This window comes from Actinoplanes xinjiangensis, assembly GCF_003148685.1.
In the GTDB taxonomy this organism is placed as follows: domain Bacteria; phylum Actinomycetota; class Actinomycetes; order Mycobacteriales; family Micromonosporaceae; genus Actinoplanes; species Actinoplanes xinjiangensis.
In genome coordinates this window covers 418,732-444,093 of the sequence record NZ_QGGR01000005.1, presented here as the reverse complement: position 1 = coordinate 444,093, position 25,362 = coordinate 418,732, and the positions used below count along the sequence as shown (strand labels likewise).

Annotated in this window: 12 protein-coding genes and 1 pseudogene; 3 read left to right on the top strand and 10 right to left on the bottom strand. The window is 71.8% G+C overall.

Features of this window, described 5'->3' with window-relative positions; all coding sequences use genetic code 11:
• Positions 1 to 51: 51 nt before the first annotated feature.
• Positions 52 to 2,019, bottom strand: a complete 1,968-nt coding sequence (locus tag BC793_RS14285) for an ATP-binding protein (RefSeq protein ID WP_109592964.1) — start codon at positions 2,017 to 2,019, stop codon at positions 52 to 54.
• Between BC793_RS14285 and BC793_RS50560 the strand changes: the two are divergent.
• A pseudogene (locus BC793_RS50560) lies at positions 1,964 to 12,733 on the top strand (amino acid adenylation domain-containing protein); the annotation flags it as partial. The gene BC793_RS14285 and the pseudogene BC793_RS50560 overlap by 56 nt on opposite strands.
• Before the next feature lie 1,866 nt (positions 12,734 to 14,599).
• Here the strand turns inward: BC793_RS50560 and BC793_RS51280 are convergent.
• Entirely contained in the window at positions 14,600 to 15,322 is a 723-nt protein-coding gene (locus BC793_RS51280; RefSeq protein WP_109592963.1) for a GntR family transcriptional regulator, read from the bottom strand.
• A 70-nt stretch (positions 15,323 to 15,392) separates the two neighbouring features.
• Here BC793_RS51280 and deoC point away from each other — a divergent pair, with 70 nt between their 5' ends.
• Positions 15,393 to 16,088, top strand: a complete 696-nt coding sequence (gene deoC, locus BC793_RS14245; protein WP_109592962.1) for a deoxyribose-phosphate aldolase — start codon at positions 15,393 to 15,395, stop codon at positions 16,086 to 16,088.
• Between the two features lie 51 nt (positions 16,089 to 16,139).
• Positions 16,140 to 17,045, top strand: coding sequence for an aminotransferase class IV (locus tag BC793_RS14240; protein WP_109592961.1), 906 nt, complete (start codon positions 16,140 to 16,142; stop codon positions 17,043 to 17,045).
• A 4-nt stretch (positions 17,046 to 17,049) separates the two neighbouring features.
• On the opposite strand, the gene BC793_RS14235 is transcribed toward BC793_RS14240, so the two are convergent.
• From BC793_RS14235 to kdgD, 8 genes are all read right to left on the bottom strand, one after another.
• On the bottom strand, positions 17,050 to 17,355 hold the full coding sequence (locus BC793_RS14235) for a hypothetical protein (RefSeq protein ID WP_146246272.1): 306 nt from the start codon (positions 17,353 to 17,355) through the stop codon (positions 17,050 to 17,052).
• 227 nt (positions 17,356 to 17,582) lie between these two features.
• The gene (locus BC793_RS14230; RefSeq protein WP_109592959.1) at positions 17,583 to 18,038 is read right to left on the bottom strand and encodes a hypothetical protein; all 456 of its coding nucleotides are present in this window, start codon (positions 18,036 to 18,038) and stop codon (positions 17,583 to 17,585) included.
• Between the two features lie 308 nt (positions 18,039 to 18,346).
• Positions 18,347 to 19,051 (bottom strand): sulfotransferase-like domain-containing protein, encoded by a 705-nt coding sequence (locus BC793_RS14225; protein ID WP_109592958.1) that lies wholly within the window; start codon positions 19,049 to 19,051, stop codon positions 18,347 to 18,349.
• Positions 19,052 to 19,230: 179 nt separating this feature from the next.
• The gene (locus tag BC793_RS14220) at positions 19,231 to 19,986 is read right to left on the bottom strand and encodes a sulfite exporter TauE/SafE family protein (RefSeq protein ID WP_109592957.1); all 756 of its coding nucleotides are present in this window, start codon (positions 19,984 to 19,986) and stop codon (positions 19,231 to 19,233) included.
• Between the two features lie 2 nt (positions 19,987 to 19,988).
• Positions 19,989 to 21,620, bottom strand: a complete 1,632-nt coding sequence (locus BC793_RS14215) for an aldehyde dehydrogenase (NADP(+)) (RefSeq protein ID WP_109592956.1) — start codon at positions 21,618 to 21,620, stop codon at positions 19,989 to 19,991.
• A 316-nt stretch (positions 21,621 to 21,936) separates the two neighbouring features.
• Positions 21,937 to 23,064, bottom strand: a complete 1,128-nt coding sequence (locus BC793_RS14210; RefSeq protein WP_275416177.1) for an L-talarate/galactarate dehydratase — start codon at positions 23,062 to 23,064, stop codon at positions 21,937 to 21,939.
• Positions 23,065 to 23,068: 4 nt separating this feature from the next.
• Positions 23,069 to 24,391: an enolase C-terminal domain-like protein gene (locus BC793_RS14205; RefSeq protein ID WP_239170002.1), complete on the bottom strand. Its 1,323-nt coding sequence runs from the start codon at positions 24,389 to 24,391 to the stop codon at positions 23,069 to 23,071.
• Complete coding sequence (kdgD, locus tag BC793_RS14200) at positions 24,388 to 25,305, bottom strand: 5-dehydro-4-deoxyglucarate dehydratase (protein WP_203896189.1); 918 nt, start codon at positions 25,303 to 25,305, stop codon at positions 24,388 to 24,390. Before kdgD ends, BC793_RS14205 begins: the two co-directional genes overlap by 4 nt.
• Positions 25,306 to 25,362: the final 57 nt, after the last annotated feature.

The window sequence follows — 25,362 nt, the reverse complement described above, 5'->3', positions numbered from 1 at the left end:
TCATGGTTGGTGTTCCGGAGCGCGAGGGGCAGTCGCCGCTGTCAGCGATCCTCAATGACAGATGTCATGTGACATCGTGGCGAATACCCTGTGCAGCAGATCCCCGCTGGTGAACGGCTTCTCGATGAAGGCGATCCCCTCGTCGAGCACATGCGTCGTGCCGAGCAGCCCGTTGCTGTAGCCGGACATGAACAGCACCGGCAGGTCCGGCCGCTCGCGACGGACCAGTTCGGCGAGCTTCGGCCCGGTGATCTCCGGCATGATCACGTCGGTGAGCAGCAGGTCGCAGCCGTGCTCCTGGAAGACCCGCAGCCCCTCGGCGCCGTTGACCGCGGTCCGGACCCGGTAGCCGCCGTTCGTCAGGATCCGCGTGATGATCCGGGCCAGCGGCACCTCGTCCTCGACCACGAGCACGGTCCGCCCGTCCCCCTGCGGCGGGCTGTCGGTGTGGGCCGGCTCCGGTGCCGGCCCGGTCGCGGTCGAGATCGGCAGATAGATCCGGAACGTGGTGCCCACCCCCGGTTCGGAGTAGACGTTGATGCTGCCGCCCGCCTCGGCGACGATCCCGTAGACGGTGGCCAGCCCCAGCCCGGTCCCGCGGCCCCGCGGTTTCGTGGTGAAGAACGGCTCGAAGATCCGCGCCGCCGTCTCCGGTGCCATGCCCTCACCGGTGTCGCTGACCAGCAGCCGGGCGTACGTCCCGGCCGGCAGCGGCGGCTGCATGTTCAGCTCCTCGCCGTCCAGGGCCGCCACGTTCGCCTCCAGCACCACGGTGCCGCCGTCCGGCATCGCGTCCCGCGCGTTGATCGCCAGGTTCAGCAGGATCTGGTGCACCTGGCCGGGGTCGGCGTGCACGTACAGCGGCGCCGGCGCCGGCACCGCGATCAGCGTGATGTGCTCGCCGATCGTGCGTTCCAGCACCGCGTGCACCTCGGCGATCGAGGCGTTCAGGTCGACGTCGCGCAACTGGATGGCATCGCCGCGGGTGAACGTGAGCAACTGCCGGGTCAGGCTGGTGGCCCGGTCCACCGCGGTCCGCACGTGGGCGAGATCGGCCTGCACGTGCGGCAGCTCCCGGGTCTCGTCGATCACGAAGTCCGTGTAGTTCGCGATGATCGCCAGGATGTTGTTGAAGTCGTGTGCCACCCCGCCGGCCAGGTTTCCCAGACTCTCCATCCGTTTCGCCTGGTCACTGCGTTCCTGCACGGCCCGTTGACGTTCGGCGGCCTCCTTCTCGGCGGACACGTCCCGGGCGATCACCGACACCCCGATCACCCCGCCTGCCGGGTCGGTGACCGGGGTGACCGTGAACGCCACGTCGACCGGGCTGCCGTCCTTGCGGATCCGGCGTCCCTCGTACGAGAAACTGCCCTCCCCGGCCCGCATCCGCGCCAGCATGTCCGCCTGCTGCCCGATCCCGGCCGCGTCGGCGAAGATGGTGGCCGGCTGGGCGAGCACCTCCCGCGCCGTCCAGCCGAAGATCCGTTCCGCCCCGCCGTTCCACGCGTTGATCGTCCCGTTCGGGGTGAGCCCGATGATCGCGTCGGCGCTGTCCTCGACGATCGTCGCGAGCGTCGCCTGGTTCGCGGCGGCCAGATCCCGCGCCGCCCGCTCCCGCGCGTCCGCCTCGTCCAGCCGCCACTGCCCCCACGGGTCGACGTAGATCGCACCCTTCTGGAGCAGCACCCCGTACCCGCGCCGCAGCGTCCAGTAGTAGACGCCGGCCGCCGCCGTGCCCGCGTCCCAGATCGCCGACGCCGACGACCAGCCCGGATCGGCACCGTGCGGGTGCGCCCCGTTCAGCACCATCAGCGCCTGCCAGGCCATCGCCGCATGCAGACCGTGCCCGACCGCGCAACTGAAGAAGATGATCGCGGTCGCGGTGGCCAGCTTGTTCGACCCCAGCTGTCCGGCCCGGTGCACGGGCACCACGATCGACACCATGATCGCCGCGTAGGCGACCATGATGACGAGGTTGGCCAGCAGGAACAGATGCGGCACGTCCTCACGATCGGACATCCGGCGGACACTGAGGGTTGCATCCGTCGATAGGCTCATGATCATGACGCTGACCGATGTGCTGACCCGAGCCGCGACCATCGCACCAGGTCAAGGCATGGTTCACGCGGACCGTTTCGTCAGTTACGCCGAGCTTTTCGCCGACGCGCTGCGCATCGGCGGCGGCCTGCGCGAGGCGGGCGTCGCGCCCGGCGACCCCCTCCCGGTGGTCACCGAAGACGGGGTGGACTTCCTCGGCCTCTTCTGGGGCGCGATCGTCGCGGGTGCCGTACCCGTGCCTCTCCCACCGGAGCCGCACCGCCTCGCCGCCGTCTGGCGCCACCTCGACGGCCCGCCCCTGGCGGGCGACACCGCGACCCCCGGCGGCACCCTGCTGTCCGCCCGCGACCTCCGCTCCGCGTTGCCGTTGCCGACCCCTCATCCGGTACGGCCGGACGACCTCGCCTTCCTCCAGTTCTCCTCGGGAAGCACCGGCGCACCCAAAGGCGTGGAACTCACCCACGCCAACGTGCTCGCCAACCTGGCCCAGGCCACCCGAGCCGGAGCCCTCACCAGCGACGACGTGTTCGTGACCTGGATGCCGTACTTCCACGACATGGGCCTGATCGGCACCCACCTGGCCCCCCTGTACGCCCGGTGCCGCCAGGTCCGCATCACCCCGCTGGCCTTCGCCAAACGCCCCGAACTGTGGCTGCGCACCGCCGCCGACCATCGGGCCACCGTCCTGTCCGCCGCCAACTTCGCCCTGTCCCTGGTCAACCGCCGGGTCCCCCAGCCGGTACTCGACTCCCTGGACCTGACCAGCGTCCGCCTCCTGATGGTCGGCGCCGAACCCATCTCCCCGTCGGTCTGGCAGACGTTCGCCACCCGCCTCGCGCCCACCGGCCTGCGGCCCGGAGCGATGCAGCCGGTCTACGGCCTGGCCGAGGCGACCGTTGCGGTGGCCTGCCCCCCGCTCGGCGAACCGGCCACCCCGGTCGCACTCAGCCGAGCCGCCCTCTCCCGAGGAGTCGCCCTCCCCGCCCCCTCCCGAGGCGAGGCCTTCCCCGCCCTCTCCCCGGGGGTGGCCGCCCCGGCCGTCTCGCCGGAGGAGACCTTCCCGGCCGTCTCCCCCGAGGTGACCTTCTCCGCCCTCTCGCGAGGCATTGCCGCTCCCGCCCTCGGGACGTCGCCGGCCCCGGCGTCGTCCGCTGCCGCGTCGTCCGCCCTCGCGTTCTCCGGGCCCGCCGCCCCTTCACCTGACGCCGCGGATCACTCCGGGGTGGTACTGCTGATGGACGTCGGCCATCCGGTGCCCGGCTGCGAGCTGCGCATCGTGGACGACGAGGGAGCGGTACTGGAGGACAGCCTCGTCGGGCACGTCCAGGTGCGGGGCCCGAACGTCACCCGCGGCTATCACCGGGATCCCACCGCGACGGCCGCCGCCTTCGACGGTGAATGGCTCCGCACCGGAGACACCGGCTTCCTCCGTGAGGGCCGTCTGGTGATCACCGGCCGGCACAAGGACGTCCTCTTCATCAACGGCCGCAACTTCCACGCCGCCGACCTGGAGGAGGTGGCCGCCGCAACGCCCGGTCTGGCGCCCGGCCCGATAGCCGTCGTCGGAGCCACCGACCCCGTCTCCGGCCACGAACGTGTGGCGGTCTTCCTCGCCACCCCCACCGTCCGCCCCGACCCGACCGGCCTGCCCGCCCTCGTCCGATCCCGGGTCGCCGAGGCTCTGGCCCACGACGACGTCCGCGTCGAGGTCCTCCCCAACGGCGCTTTCACCCGGACCACCAGCGGCAAACTCCGCCGCCACCCCCTACGCGACCGCCTCGCCGCAGCCCTCACCCCACCCACGCCCGCCAATACGCCCACGCCCGCCACCCCACCTGCTGTCAGCACTTCTCCTCCCGCGCCCCCCTCCGCGGGTCCCCCGCCCCTCACCGCCCGCCGCGATCCAAATCTCCCCAGCTGGCCCTCACCGCTGTCTCAGGCCGCCGAAGACAACGCTGACAGCCAGCCGGCTGGCACCGGCTGGCCCTCACCGCTGTCTCAGGCCGCCGGAGGCGACGGTGAGGGCCAGCCGGTTGGTTCTGGCTGGTTCCCACCGCTGTCTCAGGCCGCCGGAGGCGACGGTGACGGCCAGCCGGTTGGTTCTGGCTGGTTGTCACCGTTGTCTCAAGCGGCCGGAGACAGCGGTGAGGGCCAGCTGGCTGGTTCTGGCTGGTTGTCACCGTTGTCTCAAGCGGCCGGAGACAGCGGTGGGGGCCAGCTGGGTCTTGGGGCGGCGGCGGGTTACGGACTGTCGGCTGTGCGGGAGAACCCGGGCGGGAACGTGGTCCCGCTGGGGCGGGCTGACGTGGAGCGGGCCGTTCGGGAGATCTGGGCGCGGGTGCTCGGGGTGCCTGCGGACACGATCGGGCCGGACGATCGGTTCCTGGCGATCGGTGGTTCCTCGTTGCGGGCGATGGAGGTGCTGGCGGGGCTGGAGGACGCGTTCGGCCGTACCTTCGATCCGGTGTTGCTCCGGGATTGTGCAACCGTTCCGGCTCTCGCCGATCGGTTGCTGGCCGACGGAGTGGCCGCAGTCGTCGGTCCGGGAGGCGATGGTGAGGCCCGCGGTGCCGCCGGGTCCGTGCGGGCAGCCGGGCAAGGTGACGGCGCTTCAGTGCGGGGGGCCAGGCAAGGTGACGGTGCTGAGTCATCCGGGCGGGGAGGGGCCGATGACGAGGTGCGGAACGGTCCCGGCGAACCTGAGGCCGGACGTTGCGGGAACGTCTGCTGCCTTTCGGAGGCGGCTCAGCGGGAGGAATCGACGACGGTCGTGACCGGCACCCGCGGGGAGGGCGCCGAGGTGACCGGAGCCCGCGAGCAGGACGCCGAGGTGGCCGGGACCCGCGGGCAGGGCGCTGAGGTGGCCGGCGGCCGCGGGGAGGGAGCGTTGGCGGTTGTCGGGATGGCGTGCCGGTTCCCGGGGGCGGACACACCGGAGGAGTTCTGGGCGAACCTCGTCGCCGGACGGGACAGCGTCACTCCCGTGACCCGGTGGGCTGGGGGCGGGCACGGGGCGTTTCTGACGGATCCCGCGTCGTTCGATGCCGGATATTTCGGGATCGAGGATGATGAGGCGCGGCTTCTCGACCCTCATGCGCGGATCTTCCTGGAGGTCGCGCACGAGGCCTTGGAACGAGCCGGATACGCCGGCCCGCGCCGAAAAACCCGCAAGATCGGCGTGTTCGCCGCAGTAGGCGAGAGCAGCTACCCGGAGATCATCGCCGAAGCCGAAGCCGAAGCCGAAGCCGAAGCCGAAGCCGAAGCCGAAGCCGAAGCCGAAGCCGAAGCCGGAGCGGCGGCTGGAGCCGGGAGCGCGCTCGGGGGTAAGGGGTCGTTCGCGCTGACCGGCGTCCTGCGGAACCTGATCGCGGCACGGGTGGCGCATCTGCTGGACCTGCGCGGCCCCGCCATCGCGGTCGACACCGCCTGCTCATCAGCACTGGTCGCGCTTCATCTGGCACGGCGCAGCCTGGCCGCCGGCGACTGTGACGTAGCCATCGTGGGCGGGGTGAACCTGAACCTGACCGCCACCGGTGAAGCGCTGCTGACCGCCGCGCAGGCGCTGTCGCCGACCGGCCGGTGCCGGGCGTTCGCGGCGGATGCCGACGGGTTCGTGCCCGGTGAGGGCGGGGCGGCGCTGGTTCTGACCCGGCTGGCCGATGCCGGTGACGATCGGGTGCTCGCGGTGGTACGGGGCAGCGCCGTCAACAACGACGGCCGTTCGCTGAGCCTGATGGCGCCGAATCCGCTGCTGCAGCGTGAGGTGATCGCGGACGCGTACCGGGAGTGCGGTGTCGATCCGGCCGATGTCACCTATGTGGAGGCGCACGGCACCGGCACGGCGGTCGGTGATCCGATCGAGGCGCGGTCCCTGGCGTACGCGTTCCCACCTCGCCCGGACGGCCGTCCCCGGCTGCTCGGTTCGGTGAAGACGAACATCGGTCACCTGCTCAACGTGGCCGGTATGCCCGCGCTGGTGAAGGTCATCCTGGCCCTTCAGCACCGGGAGTTGCCGCCGTCGCTGCATCACGACCGTCCGTCGCCGCGGTTCGACCTGGCGGGGGCCGGGTTCGAGGTGGTCACCGAACGGCGCCCCTGGGTGGGGCCGCTCGTCGCGGGCGTCAACGGCTTCGGGTTCGGGGGAACGAACGCCCACGTGATCCTGGCAGCGGCGGAGGAGACGGCCACCCGGCGGGTGAGTTCCGGCGGGCCACATCTGCTGACCCTGTCGGCACGGTCCGCGGCCGGGCTCCGGACGGTGGCCGCGCAACTGGCGGACCACCTGCGCGGGCATCCCGGGCAGCCGATGGCGGACGTGTGCGCGACCGCGTCCACCGCGCGCGACGACGGCCCGTACCGAATGGCCCTGGTGACCGGGAATGATCTGCTGGAGCGGCTCGCCTCAGCGGAACCCGCGCCGCTGCCCGCCCGTACCGCCCGGGTGGTGTTCCTCTTCGGCGGGCAGGGTACGCAGCGTCCCGGCCAGGGCGCCGACCTGTACGCCACCGCTCCCGTCTTCCGCGCCGTCCTGGACGACGTGTCCGCGGCGGCCGGCCCGGTGGCGGGCCGTTCGCTGGTCGAATGGTGCATCGACCCGACCGTCCCGATGTCCGATCTGGCCCGCACCGAGGTCGCCCAGCCGCTGGTGGTCGCCTTCGGGGTGGCGCAGGCCGCGCAGTTGGCCGCCTACGGCATCCGGCCGGACGCGGTCACCGGGCACAGCCTCGGCGAACTGGCGGCCGCCGTCACCGCCGGGCGGCTGACCGCGATCGAGGCCGTGCTGCTCGCCGCGGAACGGGGCCGCCTCACCGCCGCGCTGGCCGAGCCGGGTGCCATGCTCGCGGTGGCCGCCTCCACCACCGACATCACCGGACTGCTCGGGACCCTGCCGACGGGCATCGTCGTCGCCGCGGTGAACGCACCGCACCGGGTGGTTCTCGCCGGTCCGCGCGACGCGGTCGACAGCGTCGCGGCCCGCCTGACGGCGCACGGCGTCACGACCCGCCGGCTCGCGGTCTCGCACGCCTTCCACTCACCGGCGATGGGCCCGGTTGCCGAGGTCCTCGCGCGCCTGTCGCCGCCCATACGCCCGGCCACGATCCCGCAGCTCAGCACGGTGACGGGGGAGTGGGACGCGGCGTGGGACGGCGCCTATCTGGCGGCGCACGCGGTGCGCCCGGTCCGTTTCGCGGAGGCCACCGACCGGCTGCGCGCGGCCGGTTTCGACACGATGGTCGAGGTGGGCGCGTCGGTCACCCTTTCTCCTCTGGTACGCGAGACGACCGTTCTCCCGGCAGGCCATGACGCCACCGCGATCCTGGAGACGGCCGGCGCTCTGTGGCTGCGCGGCGCCGCCCTGAACCGCGCCCACCTGGACGCCGGCACCAGTCGCGTGGACCTGCCGACGTACCCCTTCCAGCGCCGCCGCTTCTGGGTCACCGATCGGCCCGGGCCGGCGCTGACGGTTCCCACCTGGATCCGGTGCCCGCTGCCCGAGTCCGAACCGGCGGCCGGCGCGACGGTGGTGATCGCCGGTTCCACCGAGGCCGAAGACGCGCTCGCGGCCGTCACCGCCGCACCCCGCAACGGGTTCCTGCTGCTGGTCACCCGCGATCTGTTCGCCACGGGCGACAACCAGCCGGACCCCCGGCACGCGGTCTGGTCCGGCCTGGCGATGGCTTTCGCCGACGAGAACCCCCATGCATCGGTACGGATCCTCGACCTCAGCTCCGCCGACTCGCAAGAGGCACGGCGGACCGCCCTGGAACAGGAGGGCATCAGCCCGCCGGCCCCCGGCCCCGCCGAGATCATCGTCCGGCGCAACGGCCACCGCCTGATCCGCTCGTTCACCCCGGCCGCCGGTGTCGGAAGGCGGGCGGCGGGTGCGGCGCCCGGTGACCCGCTGGTCCCGCCGTCGGACGGCAGCTATCTGATCGTCGGCGGTGCCGGCGCGATCGGTGCGGAGATCGCCCGGCACCTGGCCCGCCGCGGCCGGCCCCGGCTACTGCTCGCCGGGCGCTCCGCCGAACCGGCCGCTCTCCTGGCCGAACTGCGCGAACTCGGTGCGACCGTGGACTACCGGGTGACCGACGTGACCGTCGAGGAGGACGTCGTCGCCCTGGTGGCGGGCCGTGACTTCGACATCGTGATCCAGGCGGCCGGTGTGGCCCGGCCGGGCAGTCTGCGCGCCAAGTCCGCGGAGGAGATCACCGCCGGCCTGGCCGCGAAGACACGGGGAACGATCCTGCTGGCGCGGGCGCTCGGCGACCGGCGTCCGCTGGTGATCGCGCTGTCCTCGGTCTCGTCGGTACTGCCCGGCCTGGCCGGCGCGGTAGGTGACTACGTTGCCGGCAATGCCTTCCTGGACACGTTCGCGGCCGGCGAACGGGCCGCCGGCCGCCCGTTCGTAGCGGTCAACCTGCCCGCGATCACCGGCGGTGGCCTCGCCGCAGCGCATGGACTGACCCCGGTCGGTGGTGTGCTCCCGATCGAACAGGTGCCGGAGACGTTGTGGGCAGCGGCCGGCCTGAACGTCCCGCAGGTGCTCGTCACTCCGGCAGGAGCGCCACCCCGTGCAGCCCGCGCGGGTTTCGGCGCACCCGCCGCGCCGCGCGGAACAGCGCGAGAAACGTCGCGGAGCCCGGCGGGGGCCGGAGCACGAGTACCGGCGGGAGACGAGGCGCGCCGAGCGGGCCGGGAAGAGGCGCGAGGGACGGAACGGGTCGCGGTGCCGGGACCGGGACGGGCCGAGATGGTGTCGCTGGTGCGGGAGCTGCTGGCCGGGCCACTGGAACGGGAACCGGGCGGGATCGGTCTCGACGAGCCGTTCCTGGCGCTGGGACTCGACTCCCTCACGGCCGTCGACCTGGTCAAGGAGCTGGAGAAACGGCTCGGCCGGACGCTGTCGACGACGCTGTTCTTCGAGCACCGGACGATCGGCGAACTGACCGCGCATCTCGCGGGCCCGGCGGAGTTCCCGTTCAGCCCGGTGCAGCGCGCGTTCGTGACGACCGGGCGCCTCTACCCGCAGGTGCCGGCCTACGCCTATGTGCGGCAGACACTGGCCGTCCCGGTCGACGTGGACCGGCTCGCGTGGGCGTTCGCCGAGCTGGAACGTCGTCACCCGATGCTGCGGGTCCGGTTCGGCCCGGATGGACAGCACGTCGTAGCCCCGGCAGCCGGCCGGCCCGGATGGTTCACCGTCGTCGACCTGCCCGGCGAGCCGGTACCGGGTGGGGACGGGGGTACGGAGCCGGCCTGGGAGGTGGAGCTGCGGAACCGGCCGTTCGACCTGGGGCGGGAGGGGCCGGTCCGGGCGGTGCTCGCGCTGGGGACCGAACAGGCGCATCTGATCGTGGTCGTGCATCACGCGGCGGCCGACGGCTACAGCCTCGCGATCCTCGGTGACGAGTTGTGGGCGCTGTACGGTGGCCGCGAGCCGGATCCGGCGCCGACGACCACGTTCGCGGATCACGAGGCGGGACGCACCGCCCCGCTGGCGACCGATATCGATCATTGGCGGACGGTGCTTCAGGGGTATCCGCACCTGGCCCTGCCGTTCGACGGTGATGCCATGGACGAGCCTCGCGGGCCGTACGCCGTACATCAGCGGGCTCTTGACCCGGAAGCCGCCCGGAGGCTGACGGTGGTCGCGAGGGACGCCGGGGTTTCGCTCTTCCACCTGCTGCTTGCCGGATATGTGCGCAGTCTGGCGCGGTGGAGCGGGCAGAGTGACGTGCCCGTGTCGGTGGCGCGGGCGGGCCGGGAAGCCCGGTTGCCGGATGTCGACCGGATGGTCGGGCCGTTCGCGGACACGCTGCCGGTGCTGGTCGATACCCGGCCCGCGGAGACCGTGACCGCGTTGGCCGGCCGGATCCGTGAGCGGTGGCTGACGGCGGAGAGACACGGTTCGGTGTCCACTGTTGATCTGGCGCGTCTGCTGGCTGCGGACGGCGCCGGGCCCCGCACGGCGAGTCCGGCGAGCTTCAGTTTCGCCCGGTTCCCGCATGCCGGGGCGACCGCGGCGGGCGTGCTCGCCACCATCGCGGGCACGGCGTCGGCGGCCACCCGGCTCGGGCTGGTGTGTTTCGAGGCGCACGGCACGCTGCACTTCTCGTGGAACCATCCGGCGGCCCTGTTCACCGCGGCGACCGTCGAACGCTTCGCCGACGAGCACCTGGCCGAGCTGACGACTCTGGCCGGGCCGGGCGGCGGGGTGATCGAGCGGGTCGGGGAGCAGCGCCGACGTACCCCCGACGGGGTCGCCGTCGTGGCGGGGCCGGGCGGCGGGGTGGTCGAGCGGATCCGGGAGCAGTGCCGCCGTACCCCGGACGGGGTTGCCGTTCTGAGCGACGGCGTGCCGCTCACGTATCGCGGGATGGACACTGCGTCGGACCGTCTCGCCGCCCGGCTCGTGGTCGGCGGCGGCCGCCGGATCGGCCTGCTGACCAGCCCGGGAGCCGGCACCGTGATCGGGGTCGTCGGGATCCTGAAGGCCGGAGCGGCGTGGGTACCGATGGACGCCGCGCACCCGCCGGCCCGGCTGGCGAGCCTGCTCACCCGGGCCGGCGTGACCGAGATTGTTCACGACGACGGGACGCGTGCGGCCGTGGAGGCGCTCGGATCGACGTTCACGCCGGTGAACGCGGACGCGCCGGGCGAGGGTGCGCCGGAGCGGCACCTGACAGGCGAACCCGTGACGGGCGGGGCCGCGACGGCGCCGGGTGGCACGGGGGCGGACGGGACGGCGTACATCATCTTCACGTCCGGATCGACCGGGCGGCCGAAGGGCGTCGCGGTGGGTCACCGTGCGATGGTCGGCTACCTCGACTGGGCGATCACCACCTTCGGTTACCGCGCAGGCGATCGACTCGCGCAGACCGCGTCGGTCTGTTTCGATGCATCGGTACGCCAGATCCTGGCCCCGCTGCTGGTGGGGGCGACTGTCGTGGCGTGGGATCGGGACACGGTCCGCGATCCGGAGTTACTGGTCGAGCGCCTGGTCCGGGACCGGGTGACGGTGTGGAGTTCGGTGCCGACGCTGTGGGAGCGGCTGCTGACGGCCGCTGAGAAGACCCGCCCCGACCTGTCCCGGTTGCGCTGGGTACACGTCGGCGGGGAGGAGCTGTCGCCCGTGCCCGTGCGGCGCTGGTTCGACCTGTTCGGCCCGGGCCAGCGGATCACCAACCTGTACGGGCCGACCGAGACCACGATCAACGCGACCTGGCACCTGATCACCGAACGCCCGGCCGACGACGTGACCCGCCTGCCGATCGGCCGGCCGGTCGGCGGCGCGGTCGTCGACATAGTGAGCTCTGACCGGAAAAGCCCAGAGGGGGAGATCTGGATCGGCGGCACCGGCCTGGCCGAGGGTTACCTCGACGATCCGGAGCAGACCGCGGCGGTGTTCGTGGAACGGGACGGGCGGCGCTGGTACCGCAGCGGTGACCTGGCGACGCGGGACGCCGACGGGGTCCTGTGGTTTCGCGGGCGCGTCGACGACCAGGTGAAACTGCACGGATACCGGATCGAGCCGGGCGAGATCGAGGCCGTCCTGCGGCAGCACCCGGCGGTGCAGCGGGCGGCCGTGGCACTCGACGGCGGGCGGCTGGTCGCCCGGGTGCAGGCGTCCGGAGTGGACGGACCGGCGCTGCGCGTCCACCTGCGTGACCGGCTGCCGGACCACCTGATACCGGCCCGGTTCGACGTGGTGGGGGAGCTGCCGCTGACCGTGACCGGGAAGCTCGACCGGCCGGCGCTGACCGCGGCCGGCGACACGGAGCGCCTGCTCGCAGAGCTGTGGTCCCGGCAACTCGGGGTGGACCCGGTCCGGCCCGACGACGACTTCTTCGCCCTCGGCGGAGATTCCATCGGGGTACTGGAACTCTTCGCGAGTCTCGCCCGGTACCGGGCGGTACTGCCCCGGCCGACGGTTCTCTACCGGCATCGCACCCTCGCCGAACTCGCCGCCGTGATCGACGCCGCCGTGATCGACGCCGCCGTGATCGACGCATCACCGGAGCCGACCGCATTCGCCACGGTGAACGACGCGACGCCGGAGCCTGCCGAACCCGGGGCCATGATCGACGCGCCGGAGCCCGCCGAATCGGCGGCCGTGGTCGAGCCGTCGGAGCGCGCCGAATCGGCGGCCATGATGGACGTGTCGCCGGAGCGCGCGGACCCGGCCGGCGCCCCGATGGCAGCGGGCGACTTTCCGGTGACTCCCACCCAGCGCGGGTTTCTGCTGGCGGACGCGGTCGGCGTGCCGTCGACCTGGCTGGCGGCGCCACGCCTGCACGGCCCGCTGGACGTGGAACGGTTCCGCCGCGCGGTCAGGACGCTCGTCGACCGGCATCCGATGCTGCGAACCGTCTTCCCCCGGGGTGCGCGCCCACCGGTGCAGCGGGAGATCCCCTCGGTGACACCGGTGGTCGGCTACGAGCCCGCGCCGCGGCTGCTCGACGAGGAACTGGCGGCGGAGCGGGAACACCGGTTCGACCCCGCCGAGTGGCCGCTGGTGCGGTTGCGCCTGCTCCGCTATGGGCCGGAGGAACACGTCCTGCTGGTTTACGCGCACCATCTGGTCGGAGACGGCTACAGCGTGGCGCTGCTGATGCGGGAGCTACTGGCCGTCTACGACGGTGCCCGGCCGGAACCGCTCCGGGCGACCTTCCGGGAGTATGCCTCCCTGGTGGCGGGCATGATCCCGGAGACCGCCCCGCATGACGGTGGCCCGATGCGCGCCGGCGGGGAGATCACCACGGCCGGCTTCACGGTGGACGCGGCCGGGACCGCGGCACTGCGAGAGCGCGCCGCGGCCGCCGGTACGACCCCGTTCGCCCCGGTCCTGGCCGCCTACCACCGGGCGCTCGCGTCGGTGACCGGCCGCCCCGACCCGGTGATCGGCGTCGCGGTCACCGGCCGTGATCACGCCATGCCCGACCTGGGCCGGATCTTCGGACCGTGCGCGACCGCGGTCGCCGTCCGCCCCGGCGCCGGTGCCGGCCCCGCCGAGGTGGCGGCCGCCGTCATCGAGGCACGGACCAGGACGTTCACGGCCCCGCAGGGCTGGCAGCACTTCTTCACCTGGCTGGATTTCGGCGCGCTCGGGGTACTGAAGGGCGCGACGTTGCGGCTGTCCTGGGACGACACGGACGCCGAACTCGCCGTTCCGCCGGGCACCGACGTGCTGCTGGCGGTCCGCCCGTTCGACGGCGGTCTCCGCCTCACACTCCGCGCCCGCCTGCCGCATGCGACCACCGCCCGCCTGGCGGTCGCTCTCTCCGGCGATCTTGCCGGCTCGACCACCGCGACCGGCGCCGAAGGGTCCGAGGCCGAGCAGAGGCCGCGGCGGGGCGAACTGGATGCCGGACTCATCGGCTATCTTCCGGCGCCCGAGCAGTTGACCGCCCTCGCCGGTGCGCTGCCGGAGGAGGTACGGCAGCTGTTGCCCGGACTCGACCGGGAGACGATTCGCCGGCTGGTCTTCCCGGACGGGCGGCCGCGGCTGCTGGAGACGGTGGACACTCCGCTCGGCCGATCCGGATTCATCGCCGTCCCCCGCTTCGCCGACGAACTGAGCCCGGGCGGCCCTGCTGGAACGAGCCCGGCCGGTCCGGCCGGAACGAGCGCGGGAACGAGCGCGGCAGGAACCAGCGCGGGAACGAGCTCGGCAGGAACCAGCGCGGGAACCAGCTCGGTGGGAACGAGGCCGATGGGGACCGGCTCTGGGGCAGCGCCCGGCAGCCTGGCGGAACTGGTGGCGGCGGCCGTCGACCTGGCGGCGGAACACGGTGCGGGCACGGTCTCCCTCGCGGGAATGATCCCGGCGAACACCGGTTACGGGGCGGCCGTCGTCCCGTACCGGAGAAGCGACGTGAACCTCACCACCGGCCATGCGGTGACCGCCGCCGCGGTGGTCCGCACCGTTCTCGCGGCCGTGGCCGCCCGCGACCGCAAGCTTCAGGACTGCGTCGTCGCGGTGCTCGGCATGGGTTCGATCGGTACGTCGTCGCTGAGTCTGCTGCTGGCCCGTGCCGAGTCACCGGCGAGCCTGATCCTGTGTGATCTGCCGGCCGCCGCACCCCGGCTGGCGGAGCTGGCCGCGTCCCTCGACATCCCGGTCGAGGTGGCGACGAGCCCGGAGGCGGTCTACCGTGCCGACGTTATCGTGGCCGCGACCAGCAGCGGCCCGCGCACTGTGGACGTGGACCGTCTGCGGCCCGGCACGATCCTGGTCGACGACTCGTTCCCGCACTGTTTCGACACGTCCCGGGCTCTGGCGCGGATGCGGACCCGCGGTGACGTCCTGATCGTCGGCGGCGGTCTGCTGGACTGCGGTGAGACGGTACGAAAGGCGGCGCCCGGCCTGCCCGCGATCGAGCCTCATCTGCCGGGGTCGATCGCCTCGTGCCGGCTGGAGTCCCTGCTGCACGCCGCTGTGCCCGGCCTGCCGCTGGTGAACGGTCCGGTGACGCCGGAGCAGGCGGCCGCCTACTGGGCCGCACTGGATGCCGCGGGGATCGAGGCGGCGCCCCTGCACCTACTGAACGAGCGGCTCGACCCCGAACGCGACGTCCAGCCGGTAGCGGTCGCCGGCGTAGCGGGACTCGCTGAGTTCGAGGGGCCGCTCGTTCTGGTCGAGGATGAGCCGTTCCTCGATCAGTAGCGCCGAGCCGGCGGGGACGCCCAGCTCCCGGGCGTCCTCCTCGGTGGCGGCCTCGGCGCGGATGGTCGACGTCCCGTGCACCGGGGTGTGCCCGAGTTTGACGAGCGCCTCGTGCACCGAGCGGGACAGGTCGGCGGCGAGCAGATCGCCGACGGTCCCCGGATACATGGCGCGCTCGAAGGCGATCGGCTCGTCGTCGGCGAACCGGACCCGGTGGATCGCGAACACGTCGCCCTTGCGCAGGCGCAGCCGGGTGGCCTCGATGGTGGTGGGTGGGCGCAGCTCGGCGACGACCACTTTGGCCCATGGTCGTTTGCCCTGTTTGCGGATCTCCTCGCTGAGCCGGATCAGGTGGTCGGCGCGGCGGGGCCCGCTGGGCACGGCGACGAACGTGCCGCGGCCCGGCGCCCGGTAGACGAGACCGTCGTTGACCAGCTGTGTCACCGCGGCCCGGGCGGTCATCCGGCTGACGCCGTGTTCGCGGGCCAGCTCCGGTTCGGAGGGCAGCGGGTCGTGTGGCCGGGACTTCGCGATCTGTGCGCGCAGCGTCTGCTCGATGCGGAAGTAGCGCGGCGAGAAATCGGGATCCCCGGACATGACGCACACCTTACCGATACCGTCAGACTGTCTAGACAACCACCTGTCTAGACAGCTACTGTCCGGTTCCATGAACTTCACCGTGCCGCAGATCGCGAAGATGATCGACCACTCCATCCTCCGGCCCGAGTTCACCCTGGAAGACCTGCGCGAAGGCTGCGCGATCGCCAGGAAGTACGACGTGGCCTCGGTCTGTGTCCGGCCCTGCGACGTGACCGTCGCGGTCGACCTGCTGCGCGGGACCAACGTCGCGGTCGGCACGGTGGTCGGCTTCCCGCACGGTGACACCGCCACCTCGATCAAGATCTCCGAGACCGAACTGGCCGTGCACCAGGGCGCCAAGGAGATCGACATGGTGCTCAACGTCGGCTGGCTGCGCTCCGGCGACATCGCCGCCGTCGAGCACGAGATCGGCATGATCGTGAAGGCCGCGGGCAGCGCGCACGTCAAGGTCATCCTCGAGACGGCGTACCTCACCGACGAGCAGAAACTCGCCGCCTGCTGGGCCGCCGAGCGGGCCGGTGCGGCGTTCGTGAAGACCTCCACCGGCTTCGCGCCGAAGGGCGCCACCATCGACGACCTCGCGCTGATGCGCTCGGCCGTCTCCCCGAAGGTGCAGGTCAAGGCCTCCGGTGGGGTGCGGACCCTGGACGCGATGATCGCGATGGCCGGCGTCGGCGTGACGCGTTTCGGCACGTCCGCCACGAGCGAGATCCTTCAGGACCTGGCCCGTCGCCAGGTCTCGGTCCCCGGTGGCCGCGCCTAGATCATTCCGGGGTACGCCGGTCGAGCGCTCCGGCGCCTCTATGCTGAGCCGATGCTTCAGCGGTACGACGAGCGCAACGCCGGCATCCAGTACTGGGTCAACGGGACCCTGCTGCACCGTGACCAGCCCGGTCTGTCCCCGTTCGACTCGGTGGTCCAGGGCGGTGACGCGGTCTGGGAGGGCCTGCGTCTCTACCGTGGCGCGATCTTCGGGCTCCACCCGCATCTGGCCCGGCTGCGGCGGTCGGCGCTGGCCCTCGGGTTCGCCGACATCCCGTCCGACGACACGATCATCGAGGCGATCACCGCCACGCTGCGGGCCAACGAGATGGTCGACGGGGTGCACATCCGGCTCACCCTGACCCGCGGGGTCAAGGTGACCAGCGGCATGGACCCGCGGCTCAACCGGGCCGGGCCGACCCTGATCGTGCTGGCCGAGCACAAGCCCCCGGTCTACGACACCGGCGGCCTCACCCTGGCCACGTCGAGCATCCGCCGTCCGTCGCCGGACGTGCTGGACCCCAAGATCCACCACAACAACCTGATCAACTCGATCCTCGCGAAGATCGAGGCGAACGCGGCCGGCGCCGACGACGCCCTCATGCTCGACCAGCGGGGTTTCGTCGCCGAGACCAACGCCACCCACCTGTTCGCGGTGCTGGGCGGCCGCCTGGTCACCCCGACGACGGCCGCCTGCCCGGAGGGCATCACCCGCCAGACGGTCCTGGATTTGGCCGCCCGCCACGACATCCCGGCCGTGGTCCGCGACGTGTCACTCACCGAGATGTATACCGCCGACGAGGTCTTCTGCACCGGCACGATGGGTGAGATCGCCGCGGTCACCACGATCGACGGCCGCCGCATCGGGGACGGCAAGGTCGGCCCGCTGACCAGCCGCGTCGCGAAGATCTACCAGGAGCACGCCGCCGCGAACGGCGTACGCCTGATCGACGCCTGACCGGTCACCGGAAGGACGTGTCGGAGGGGTCCACGGTCACGCGCCCGAGAAGGATGCGGTGACCGGAACAGGACGACGACGGGTAGTACTGCGCCGCGCCGATGCCGGAGCAGGACCGGGGGATGCCGATCGAGTCGGCGGTGTAGTCCCCGGTCAGCCGGTCCTCGCGGACGAACATGAGGGCCACCTCGGCGTTCTGGTTCTTCGGCGTCTCCACCGCGGTCAACTCGCCGTACCCGGGGCAGATCGCGTCGGTGTCGTCGAGTTCCCGAGTAGGCGCCGGTGTTCCCCGGTTGGCCGCAGTGTTCACCGACGGGCTGTACCAGCCGTTGAGTCTCGTGTAGTGGGGCTGGCATTGAAGTCGTCGGCGACGAGGGCCGTCCCATGCGTGCTGTACATGTCGATCCGGTCGTGCGCGTGCTCCACGTTGTACGTAGAAATGGTCCGGCTGGTCTCCACCGCTGTCTCAAGGCACTTGAGACAGCGGTGGAGACCAGCAGCCATGCATGCATGCAAGATCGTCACATCAGTGGGGGATCAACCGGTGACACCGAGCCCGGTCAGCAGGTCGGTGAGGGTCTCCTCGGCGAAGGTGTTCTGCGCGGTCAGCGCGGCCCGGACGGCGTCCCGGTCAGCGTGCAGGCCTGCTTCGGCGGACCAGGTCGCGGCCAGTTCGACGATCTCGTCCGGCGAGTGCGGCAGCGGCGGGGCGCCGAAGGCCTCCGCATTGCCGGGATGCAGGTAGGCGGCCCAGCCGACCCCGGCCGGGCTGAGCGCCTGGACGTGCGCCATGTCGCTGTCGAGCACCACGGCCATCAGGGCCGGGGCTCCGGTGGCGACCACCACCTCGCGGAGCGCGGAACCCTCGGGGAAGCCGTCGAGTTGAAGCTCGTGCCAACCGCCGGGGAAGCTCTTCTCCCCGAGCACGCCCAGTTCGCCGAGTGGTGCCGGCCGCTCGGCCTTCACCACGAAGATGCCCCCGCTGTAACCCATGCCCGCACTCCCCGATCGATGGAGGCGAATCATCGCACGGCTGAGCCCGCCGACCGCCGTTGCGCCCGGTGATGCGGGGTGCGTCGGGCTGTTGGGTGGTGGTCGGTTGTGGTTGGGGCGTGATGCGGGGTGCTGGGTGGTGGTCGGTTGTCGTTGGCGCGTGATGCGGGGGTGCGTCCGGCTGTTGGGTGGTGGTCGGTTGTCGTTGCGGCGGGTGGATGCGGGGTGCGTCGGGGTGCTGGGTGACGGTCGGTTGTCGTTGCGGCGGGTGATGCGGGGTGCGCAGGGCTGTTGGGTGAAGGCCGAGGTCAGCGGCGATGGGCGGCCAGTTCCTCGTAGTACGGGCGGGCCGCCTCGACCAGCGGGCGGAGGCGGTCGGGAATGTCGGCGGGGGAGGGGTCGTAGGCGGCGAAGCCGGTGGAGGCGTGCACGTTGGCGTACCAGTGCGGCGCCCACGCGCCGTCCTCCGGTCGCGGGCCCGGCGCCCAGGAGAGCATCGCCGGGTCGAAGGTGAGACCGAGATCCGCGCAGAGCCGCCGCAGGGTGCCGGCCGGGTCGCGCAGCACGTCGGCGGAGTCGACGACCGGGCCACCGAAGGTGCGGAAGATCTCCACCTGCTGCGGGTAGCCGAGGTCCTCCAGGGTCGGCTCGCCGCGCACCTTCGCATACGACGCCACCACGTGCCCCGGGTCGCGGATCAGGAATGCGTGGGCGAGTTTGCCCAGCCAGTCGCGGCCGATGGCGGGGAGCAGGTGGTGGGTCATGTGTTTCTGGTAGAAGACCGCCGGGTCGCCGGGGACCGGGCCGGTCAGTGCCTCGGCGACGTCCTCCCAGCGCTGCGGCTGGGAGGCCAGGATCTCGTCACGGCCGGGATGGTCGAGGCCGGTGGCAGCGAGGTAGTGGGCGTAGAGCGGCTCGTCGGACACGACCGTGTCGGCGCGCGAGCCGAAGCTGCGCATCATCGCCGTGGAGATGTTGCGGGGACCTGACCACATCGCGACCCGGATCGTCATGCCCCCATGGTCACACTTGTCACAGCTGTTACGGGGTGAACCCCGGCTGGTTCCCGTCGTCGTCTCTACGACGGCTCAGTCTTCGGAACCGAGCGCCACGGGCCACCCACGTCAGGTAGCTCCGCCCGGAACCATATCCGTGTGGTCGTCTCCGGCGGGAGCAGGCGATTCCTCGGCTATCAGGTGTGGGCGTCGTGCCAGAGGTAGGCGGCCAAACCGAGCGCGGCCACGGCGATCACGATGCGGAGCGGGCGTTCCGGGGTGCGGCGGACCAGGGCCGGGCCGATCCAGCTGCCGATCAGGCAGCCGACGCCGAGCAGTGCCGCGGCAGTCCAGTTGACCGGGGCGATGAAGGCGTAGAGGACTGCGGCGGCGGCATTCGATGCGGCCAGGACGACGCTTTTCACGGCATTGGTCACTGCCAGTGGTTCGACCATCGACATCGACATGACGGCCAGCATCAGCACGCCCGCGGCCGCCCCGAAGTAGCCGCCGTAGATGCCGATCAGGAAGATCGCCAACCCGAGCGGCGGCTGCGCGAACCGGGACCTGGGCCGCGTATACCAGTCTCGAAGCTGATCGCGCAGCAGCAGGACAACCGCCGCCAGCACGATCAGCAGCGGCACGATCCGCTCGAACACCGCTGACGTGGTGTTCAGCAGCAGAACGGCACCGGTGGTGCCGCCCAGCAGCGCGAACACGCTGAGCCGGAGGATGCGCGGGCCCTGACCACGTAGCTCCTGCCGCGACCCGGCGGCCGACCCGGCACCGCTGGCCAGGAGGCCGACCGAGTTGGTCACGTTGGCTGCGATCGGCGGAAGACCGACAGCCAGCAACGTCGGGTAGCTGATGAGCGACGCCAGCCCCGCCATCGAGCCGGTCAGCCCCGACCCGACGCCTCCGGCCACGAGCAGCACCGCATGGTCGAGTTGCACCCTCAGAGTCTCGTGCGCAACACCCCGTCGACCCGCCGCGGGACGCTGTCATATTCGTCACGCAGCTCCGGTGGGAGCAGGTCGGCCGGCGCGTTCTGCCAGGTCACCGGCCGCAGGAACCGGCGGATGGCGGTAGCGCCGACTGATGTGTGCTGCGTGTTGGTGGCGGGCCACGGCCCACCGTGGTGCTGGGCCCAGGAGACCGCGACACCGGTGGGATAGCCGTCGTAGACGAGTCTCCCGGTCCGCGACCGGAACCGCCGGGTCAGTTCGGCCGGCAGTTCCGTCTCGCCGGGTCCCCGGTGCACGGTCGCGGTCAGCGATGGCGGCAGCCCATCGACAGCCGCGAACAGTTCGGCCTCATCGGCCCATCGGGCCACGATGGTGACCGGCCCGAAGCACTCCTCGGTCGCCTCCGGTGGCAGCGCAGCCGCGGAGGCTGCGAATAGCAGCGGTGTGGCCCGCGCCGGGGCCCGCTCTCCGGAGGAGGCGGAAGCGGGCTCGTCCAGGCTCGTCGCGCCGGTCTTGCGGATCGCGTTGGCCGTGCCATTCTCGCCGGTCGTGCGAGCCTCGGCGGTCGCTTCAGCAACACCGGTCGCGCCGGTCGCGCCAGGCGCGCCGGATTCGCCGGTCGCGCTGGCGAGAGCGGCTGTGCCTCGTTGGTAGGCGGTGGCGATGCCGGCGTTGAGCATCACCATCGGATCCAGCCCGGTGATCGTCTCCCGGATGGCGGTGACCAGACGGTCGCCGTCGGGACCGTGGGGGACGAAGATCAGGCCGGGCTTGGTGCAGAACTGACCGGCGCCCAGGGTGAACGAGGCCGCGAACTCGGCGCCGATCTTCTCGGCCCGGTCGGTGGCGGCCTCCGGAGTGACGACGACCGGGTTGAGGCTGCTCAACTCGCCGTAGAACGGGATCGGTTCGGGACGCTGTTCGATGATGGCGAGCAGGGCCCGGCCGCCGGTGACCGAGCCGGTGAAACCGACCGCGCGGATCGCCGGATGGGCGACGAGGTCGGCGCCGGCCTGCATGCCGTGCACGATGCCGAACGTGCCGTCCGGGGCGCCGGCCTTCCGGGCGGCCTCGGCGAGGATCTCGTAGCAGAGCTGCGAGGTCGCCGGGTGTGAATGGTGTGCCTTCAGGACGACCGGGCTGCCCGCGGCGATGGCTGACGCGGTGTCGCCGCCGGGGACCGAGAAGGCCAGCGGGAAGTTGCTGGCGCCGAACACGGCCACCGGCCCGATCGGCACGAGCATTCGCCGCAGGTCCGGTCGTGGGCCCATCGGGGTCTCCCCGGGATGGTCGACGGTGGCCTCCAGGTAGCCGCCGTCGCGCAGCACCTCACCGAAGAGCCGCAACTGGTAGCACGTGCGGCTCAATTCCCCGTTGAGCCGCACGGTCCCGAGTGCGGTCTCCCGGTCGGCGACCTCGACGATGCGGTCCCGGTGTGCTTCGAGTGCTGCCGCCAGGTCGTCGAGCAGGGCCGCCCGACCGTCGCGGCCGAGATCCTCGAGTGGTCCGGCGGCGGTGAGTGCGGCGGTGCAGATCGCGTCCACCTGCTCTGTCGTGGTCTCCTCGGCGACGATCTCCACGGTTGCGCCACTGCGAGGGTCGATGCTGGGAACACCGGTCATGCTGTGCCCTCCACGAGATCGAAGTTGAGGCCGGGCCCGGTGCCCGGACGCATCGGAATCACTCTCGCGCAACCCGGCCGGTTCCGCAGACTCGGCCGTGCGGCACGGGACCGCCGCACCGTCCCCCACTGGCGGTGGCGGTGGTACCCGGGTTCTGCATTATCGCGCGTGGTGCGGGAGCGCTCCATGGCCGAGACCGCTGTGGTGCAGCGATGCCCCGCCGTCCCCTCAGTGACGGCCTCGGTGTCGAAGGGCCGCGCCAGGGGAGCGGTTCCGGCTGCATCGGCCCGCGCGGTGGTGGGCGACAGTGCCGAGGTCATGCGGGGGCTCCGAGGTCGGCCCGGTCGACGGTCCACTTGCGGGCCTGGTCGCTGATGCTCACGCCGAGGCCGGGACGGTCGGACAGGTGGATGCGGCCGTCGCGGATCTCCAGGCGCTCGTCGAAGAGGGGGTGCAGCCAGTCGAAGTGCTCGATCCACGGCTCGTGGGGATAAGCGGCCGCCAGGTGAACGTGGATCTCCATGGCGAAGTGCGGTGCCATGATCAGGTTGGCGTGTTCGGCGAGGCCGGCCAGCCGCAGGAACTGGGTGATGCCACCGATCCGGGGCGCGTCCGGCTGGATGATGTCGACGGCGTTGCGGCGGATGAGTTCGTGGTGCTCGGCCACGCTGGTCAGCATCTCACCGGAGGCGATCGCTGTGTCCAGGCTGCGGGCGAGGGCCGCATGACCCTCGGCGTCGTACGCATCCAGCGGCTCCTCGATCCACACGAGCCCGAACTCCTCCAGCGCCCGCCCGATCCGCTGTGCCGTCGGGCGGTCCCACTGCTGGTTGGCGTCGACCATGAGTGGCGTCTCGTCCCCGATGTGCTCGCGAACCGCCCGCACCCGGGCAAGGTCGACAGCCGCCGCCGGATGACCCACCTTGATCTTGATGCCGCCGATCCCGGACGCCAGTGATGCGGTGGCGTTGGCCAGCACCTGCTCGATCGGCTCGTGCAGGAACCCGCCGGATGTGTCGTAGCAGCGCACCGCATCGCGGTGGGCGCCGAGCAGCTTGGCCAGCGGCAAGCCGGCCCGTTTCGCCTTGAGGTCCCACAGGGCCACGTCGAGCGCCGCGATCGCCTGCGTCGACGCTCCACTGCGGCCGACCGAGGCGCCGGCCCACACGAGTTTGGTCCAGAGTCGCTGGATGTCGTTGGGGTCCTCGCCGATCAGGTCCGGCGCGACCTCACGGGCGTGCGCGAACTGGGCCGGCCCACCGGCCCGCTTGCTGTAGCTGAAGCCCACTCCCTCCAGACCGGACCCGGTGCGGACCTCGGCGAACAGGAACACGACCTCGGTCATCGGCCGCTGCCGCCCGGTGAACACCTTGGCGTCGCTGATCGCGTGTTTCAGCGGCAACGTGACGGAGGAGAGCGTGATACCCACGATTCGATCAGTCACGAGGTCACCGCACCAGACAGGGGCGCTTGGGATCGAAGCGCCAACCGGGTAGGAGGTACTGCATGGCCGTGGCGTCGTCGCGCCCGCCGAGCCCGTGTTCCCGGTAGAGCTCGTGGGCGGCGGCGAGGGCGTCGCGGTCGAGGTCGACACCGAGACCCGGAGTGGATGGAACGGCGATGGCACCGTCGCGGATCGGGAACGGCTCACGGGTGAGCCGCTGACCGTCCTGCCAGATCCAGTGCGTGTCGAGGGCGGTGATCTCACCGGGTGCGGCTGCCCCGACGTGCGTGAACATCGCCAGCGAGATGTCGAAGTGGTTGTTGGAGTGCGAGCCCCAGGTGAGCCCGAAGTCGTGGCAGAGCTGGGCGACCCGGACCGAACCCCGCATGGTCCAGAAATGCGGATCGGCGAGGGGGATGTCGACGGCCTGGGCGCGTACCGCATGGGCCATCTGCCGCCAATCGGTGGCGATCATGTTGGTGGCCGTGCGCAGCCCGGTGGCCCGCCGGAACTCCGCCATCGTCTCCCGCCCGGACAGGTCACCCTCGGCGCCGACCGGATCCTCGGCGTAGGCGAGCACACCGTGCAGGTCACGGCAGAGCGCGATGGCGTCCTTCAGCAGCCAGCCGCCGTTCGGGTCGAGGGTGATCCGGGCGTCGGGGAAACGCTCGGCCAGGGCGTGCACCGCCTCGACCTCCATCTCGCCGGCGAACACTCCGCCCTTGAGCTTGAAGTCGCTGAAGCCATACCGGGCCTGGGCGGCCTCGGCCAGCGCGACGATCGACGACGGGGTCAGGGCGGGACTGCGGCGTAACCGCTCCCAGCCGTCGACCGGGCCGGTCTCGTGCCGGTAGGGGAGGTCGGTGCGCGACGTGTCGCCGATGTAGAACAGATAGCCGAGCACCGGCACGCTGTCGCGCTGCCTGCCGTCACCGAGCAACTCGGCGACCGGCACCCCGAGATGCCGGCCGAGCAGGTCGAGCAGCGCCGACTCCAGAGCTGTCACGGCGTGGACCGTGACGCGCAGGTCGTACGTCTGAAGGCCCCGGCCCCCGGCATCCTGGCCGGCGTGCATCTCGGCGAAGGTGCGCAGGAGCGAGGCGAACTCCGCGACGGGCCTGCCGAGGAGCAGCTCACCGGCGGTCTCCAGGGTGCTCCGGATCGCGGTGCCGCCCGGAGCCTCACCCAGGCCGGTGCGGCCCTCGCTGTCGGTGAGGATCACGACGGTACGGGTGAAGAACGGCCCATGAGCACCGCTGAGGTTGAGCAGCATGCTGTCGTGACCGGCGACCGGCACGACTTCGATGCGCTCGATCGTGGGTTTCACGACCGTACCTTCTCGATCAGTTCTGCCAGGGCGTCCCGCTCGTCCCCGGTGAGGTCGGTGAGGGGTGGCCGCACCCGGCCACCGTCACGCCCGACCGCCGTCAGACCGGCCTTGATGATCGACACGGCGTAGCCGCGGGCCCGGTCGCGGATGTCGAGGTAGGGGATCACGAAGTCGTTGAGCATGCCGTAGACGGCGACCCGGTCCTGGGCCCGCACCGCCGCGTAGAAGCGCAGCGCGAACTCCGGCACGAAGTTGTAGAGCGCCGACGAGTAGGTGTTGACCCCGAGTTGGAGCAACGGCAGGGCGAACGTCTCGGCCGTCGGCAGCCCACCCACGTAGATCAGACGGTCGCCGACCCTGGCATAGGTGCGGGTCATCCGCTCGATGTCGCCGACACCGTCCTTGAGGCCGATGAGGGTGGGGTTGCGGTCGGCCAGCTCGGCGACGGTGACGTCCTCGAGGACGGCATTGGCCCGGCTGTAGACGATCACGCCCAACCCGGTCGCCCGGCAGACCGCCTCGACGTGCGTGATCAGGCCCGGCTGACTGGCCTCGGTCAGATAGGGCGGGAAGAGCAGCAGCCCGGCGGCGCCCGCGGCCTCGGCGGCCTGTGCCTGGGCGACCGCCTGCGCGGTGTTGCCGGTGGCCGGGGCGATCACCGGGACCCGCGACCCGACCTCGTCGACCGCGGCCCGGACCACGGTGTCGATCTCGGCGCTGGTGAGGGAGAAGCCCTCACCGGTGCCGCCGGCGGCGAACAGGCCGGCGACGCCGAACCCGGCCTGCCACGCCAGGTGTTCGCGGTAGCGAGTCTCGTCGAAGGCGAGGCGGTCGTCGAAGTGGGTGACGGGGAACGACAGCAGGCCCGAAGCCAGCCGGGCGGCCAGGTCGAGAGGGGGAATCGCGTTCACGAAGCAACCGTAGGAAGCAACGACGATGCCTGTCCAAGAGTGTTTCGGCATCGATTG

Coding starts and splice junctions, on each gene's coding strand:
- BC793_RS14215 (WP_109592956.1), bottom strand. CDS start 21,620: ATGACCGGTGTTCCCAGCATCGACCCTCGCAGTGGCGCAACCGTGGAG.
- BC793_RS14285 (WP_109592964.1), bottom strand. CDS start 2,019: ATGTCCGATCGTGAGGACGTGCCGCATCTGTTCCTGCTGGCCAACCTC.
- BC793_RS14230 (WP_109592959.1), bottom strand. CDS start 18,038: ATGGGTTACAGCGGGGGCATCTTCGTGGTGAAGGCCGAGCGGCCGGCA.
- BC793_RS14225 (WP_109592958.1), bottom strand. CDS start 19,051: ATGACGATCCGGGTCGCGATGTGGTCAGGTCCCCGCAACATCTCCACG.
- BC793_RS51280 (WP_109592963.1), bottom strand. CDS start 15,322: ATGTCCGGGGATCCCGATTTCTCGCCGCGCTACTTCCGCATCGAGCAG.
- deoC (WP_109592962.1), top strand. CDS start 15,393: ATGAACTTCACCGTGCCGCAGATCGCGAAGATGATCGACCACTCCATC.
- BC793_RS14240 (WP_109592961.1), top strand. CDS start 16,140: ATGCTTCAGCGGTACGACGAGCGCAACGCCGGCATCCAGTACTGGGTC.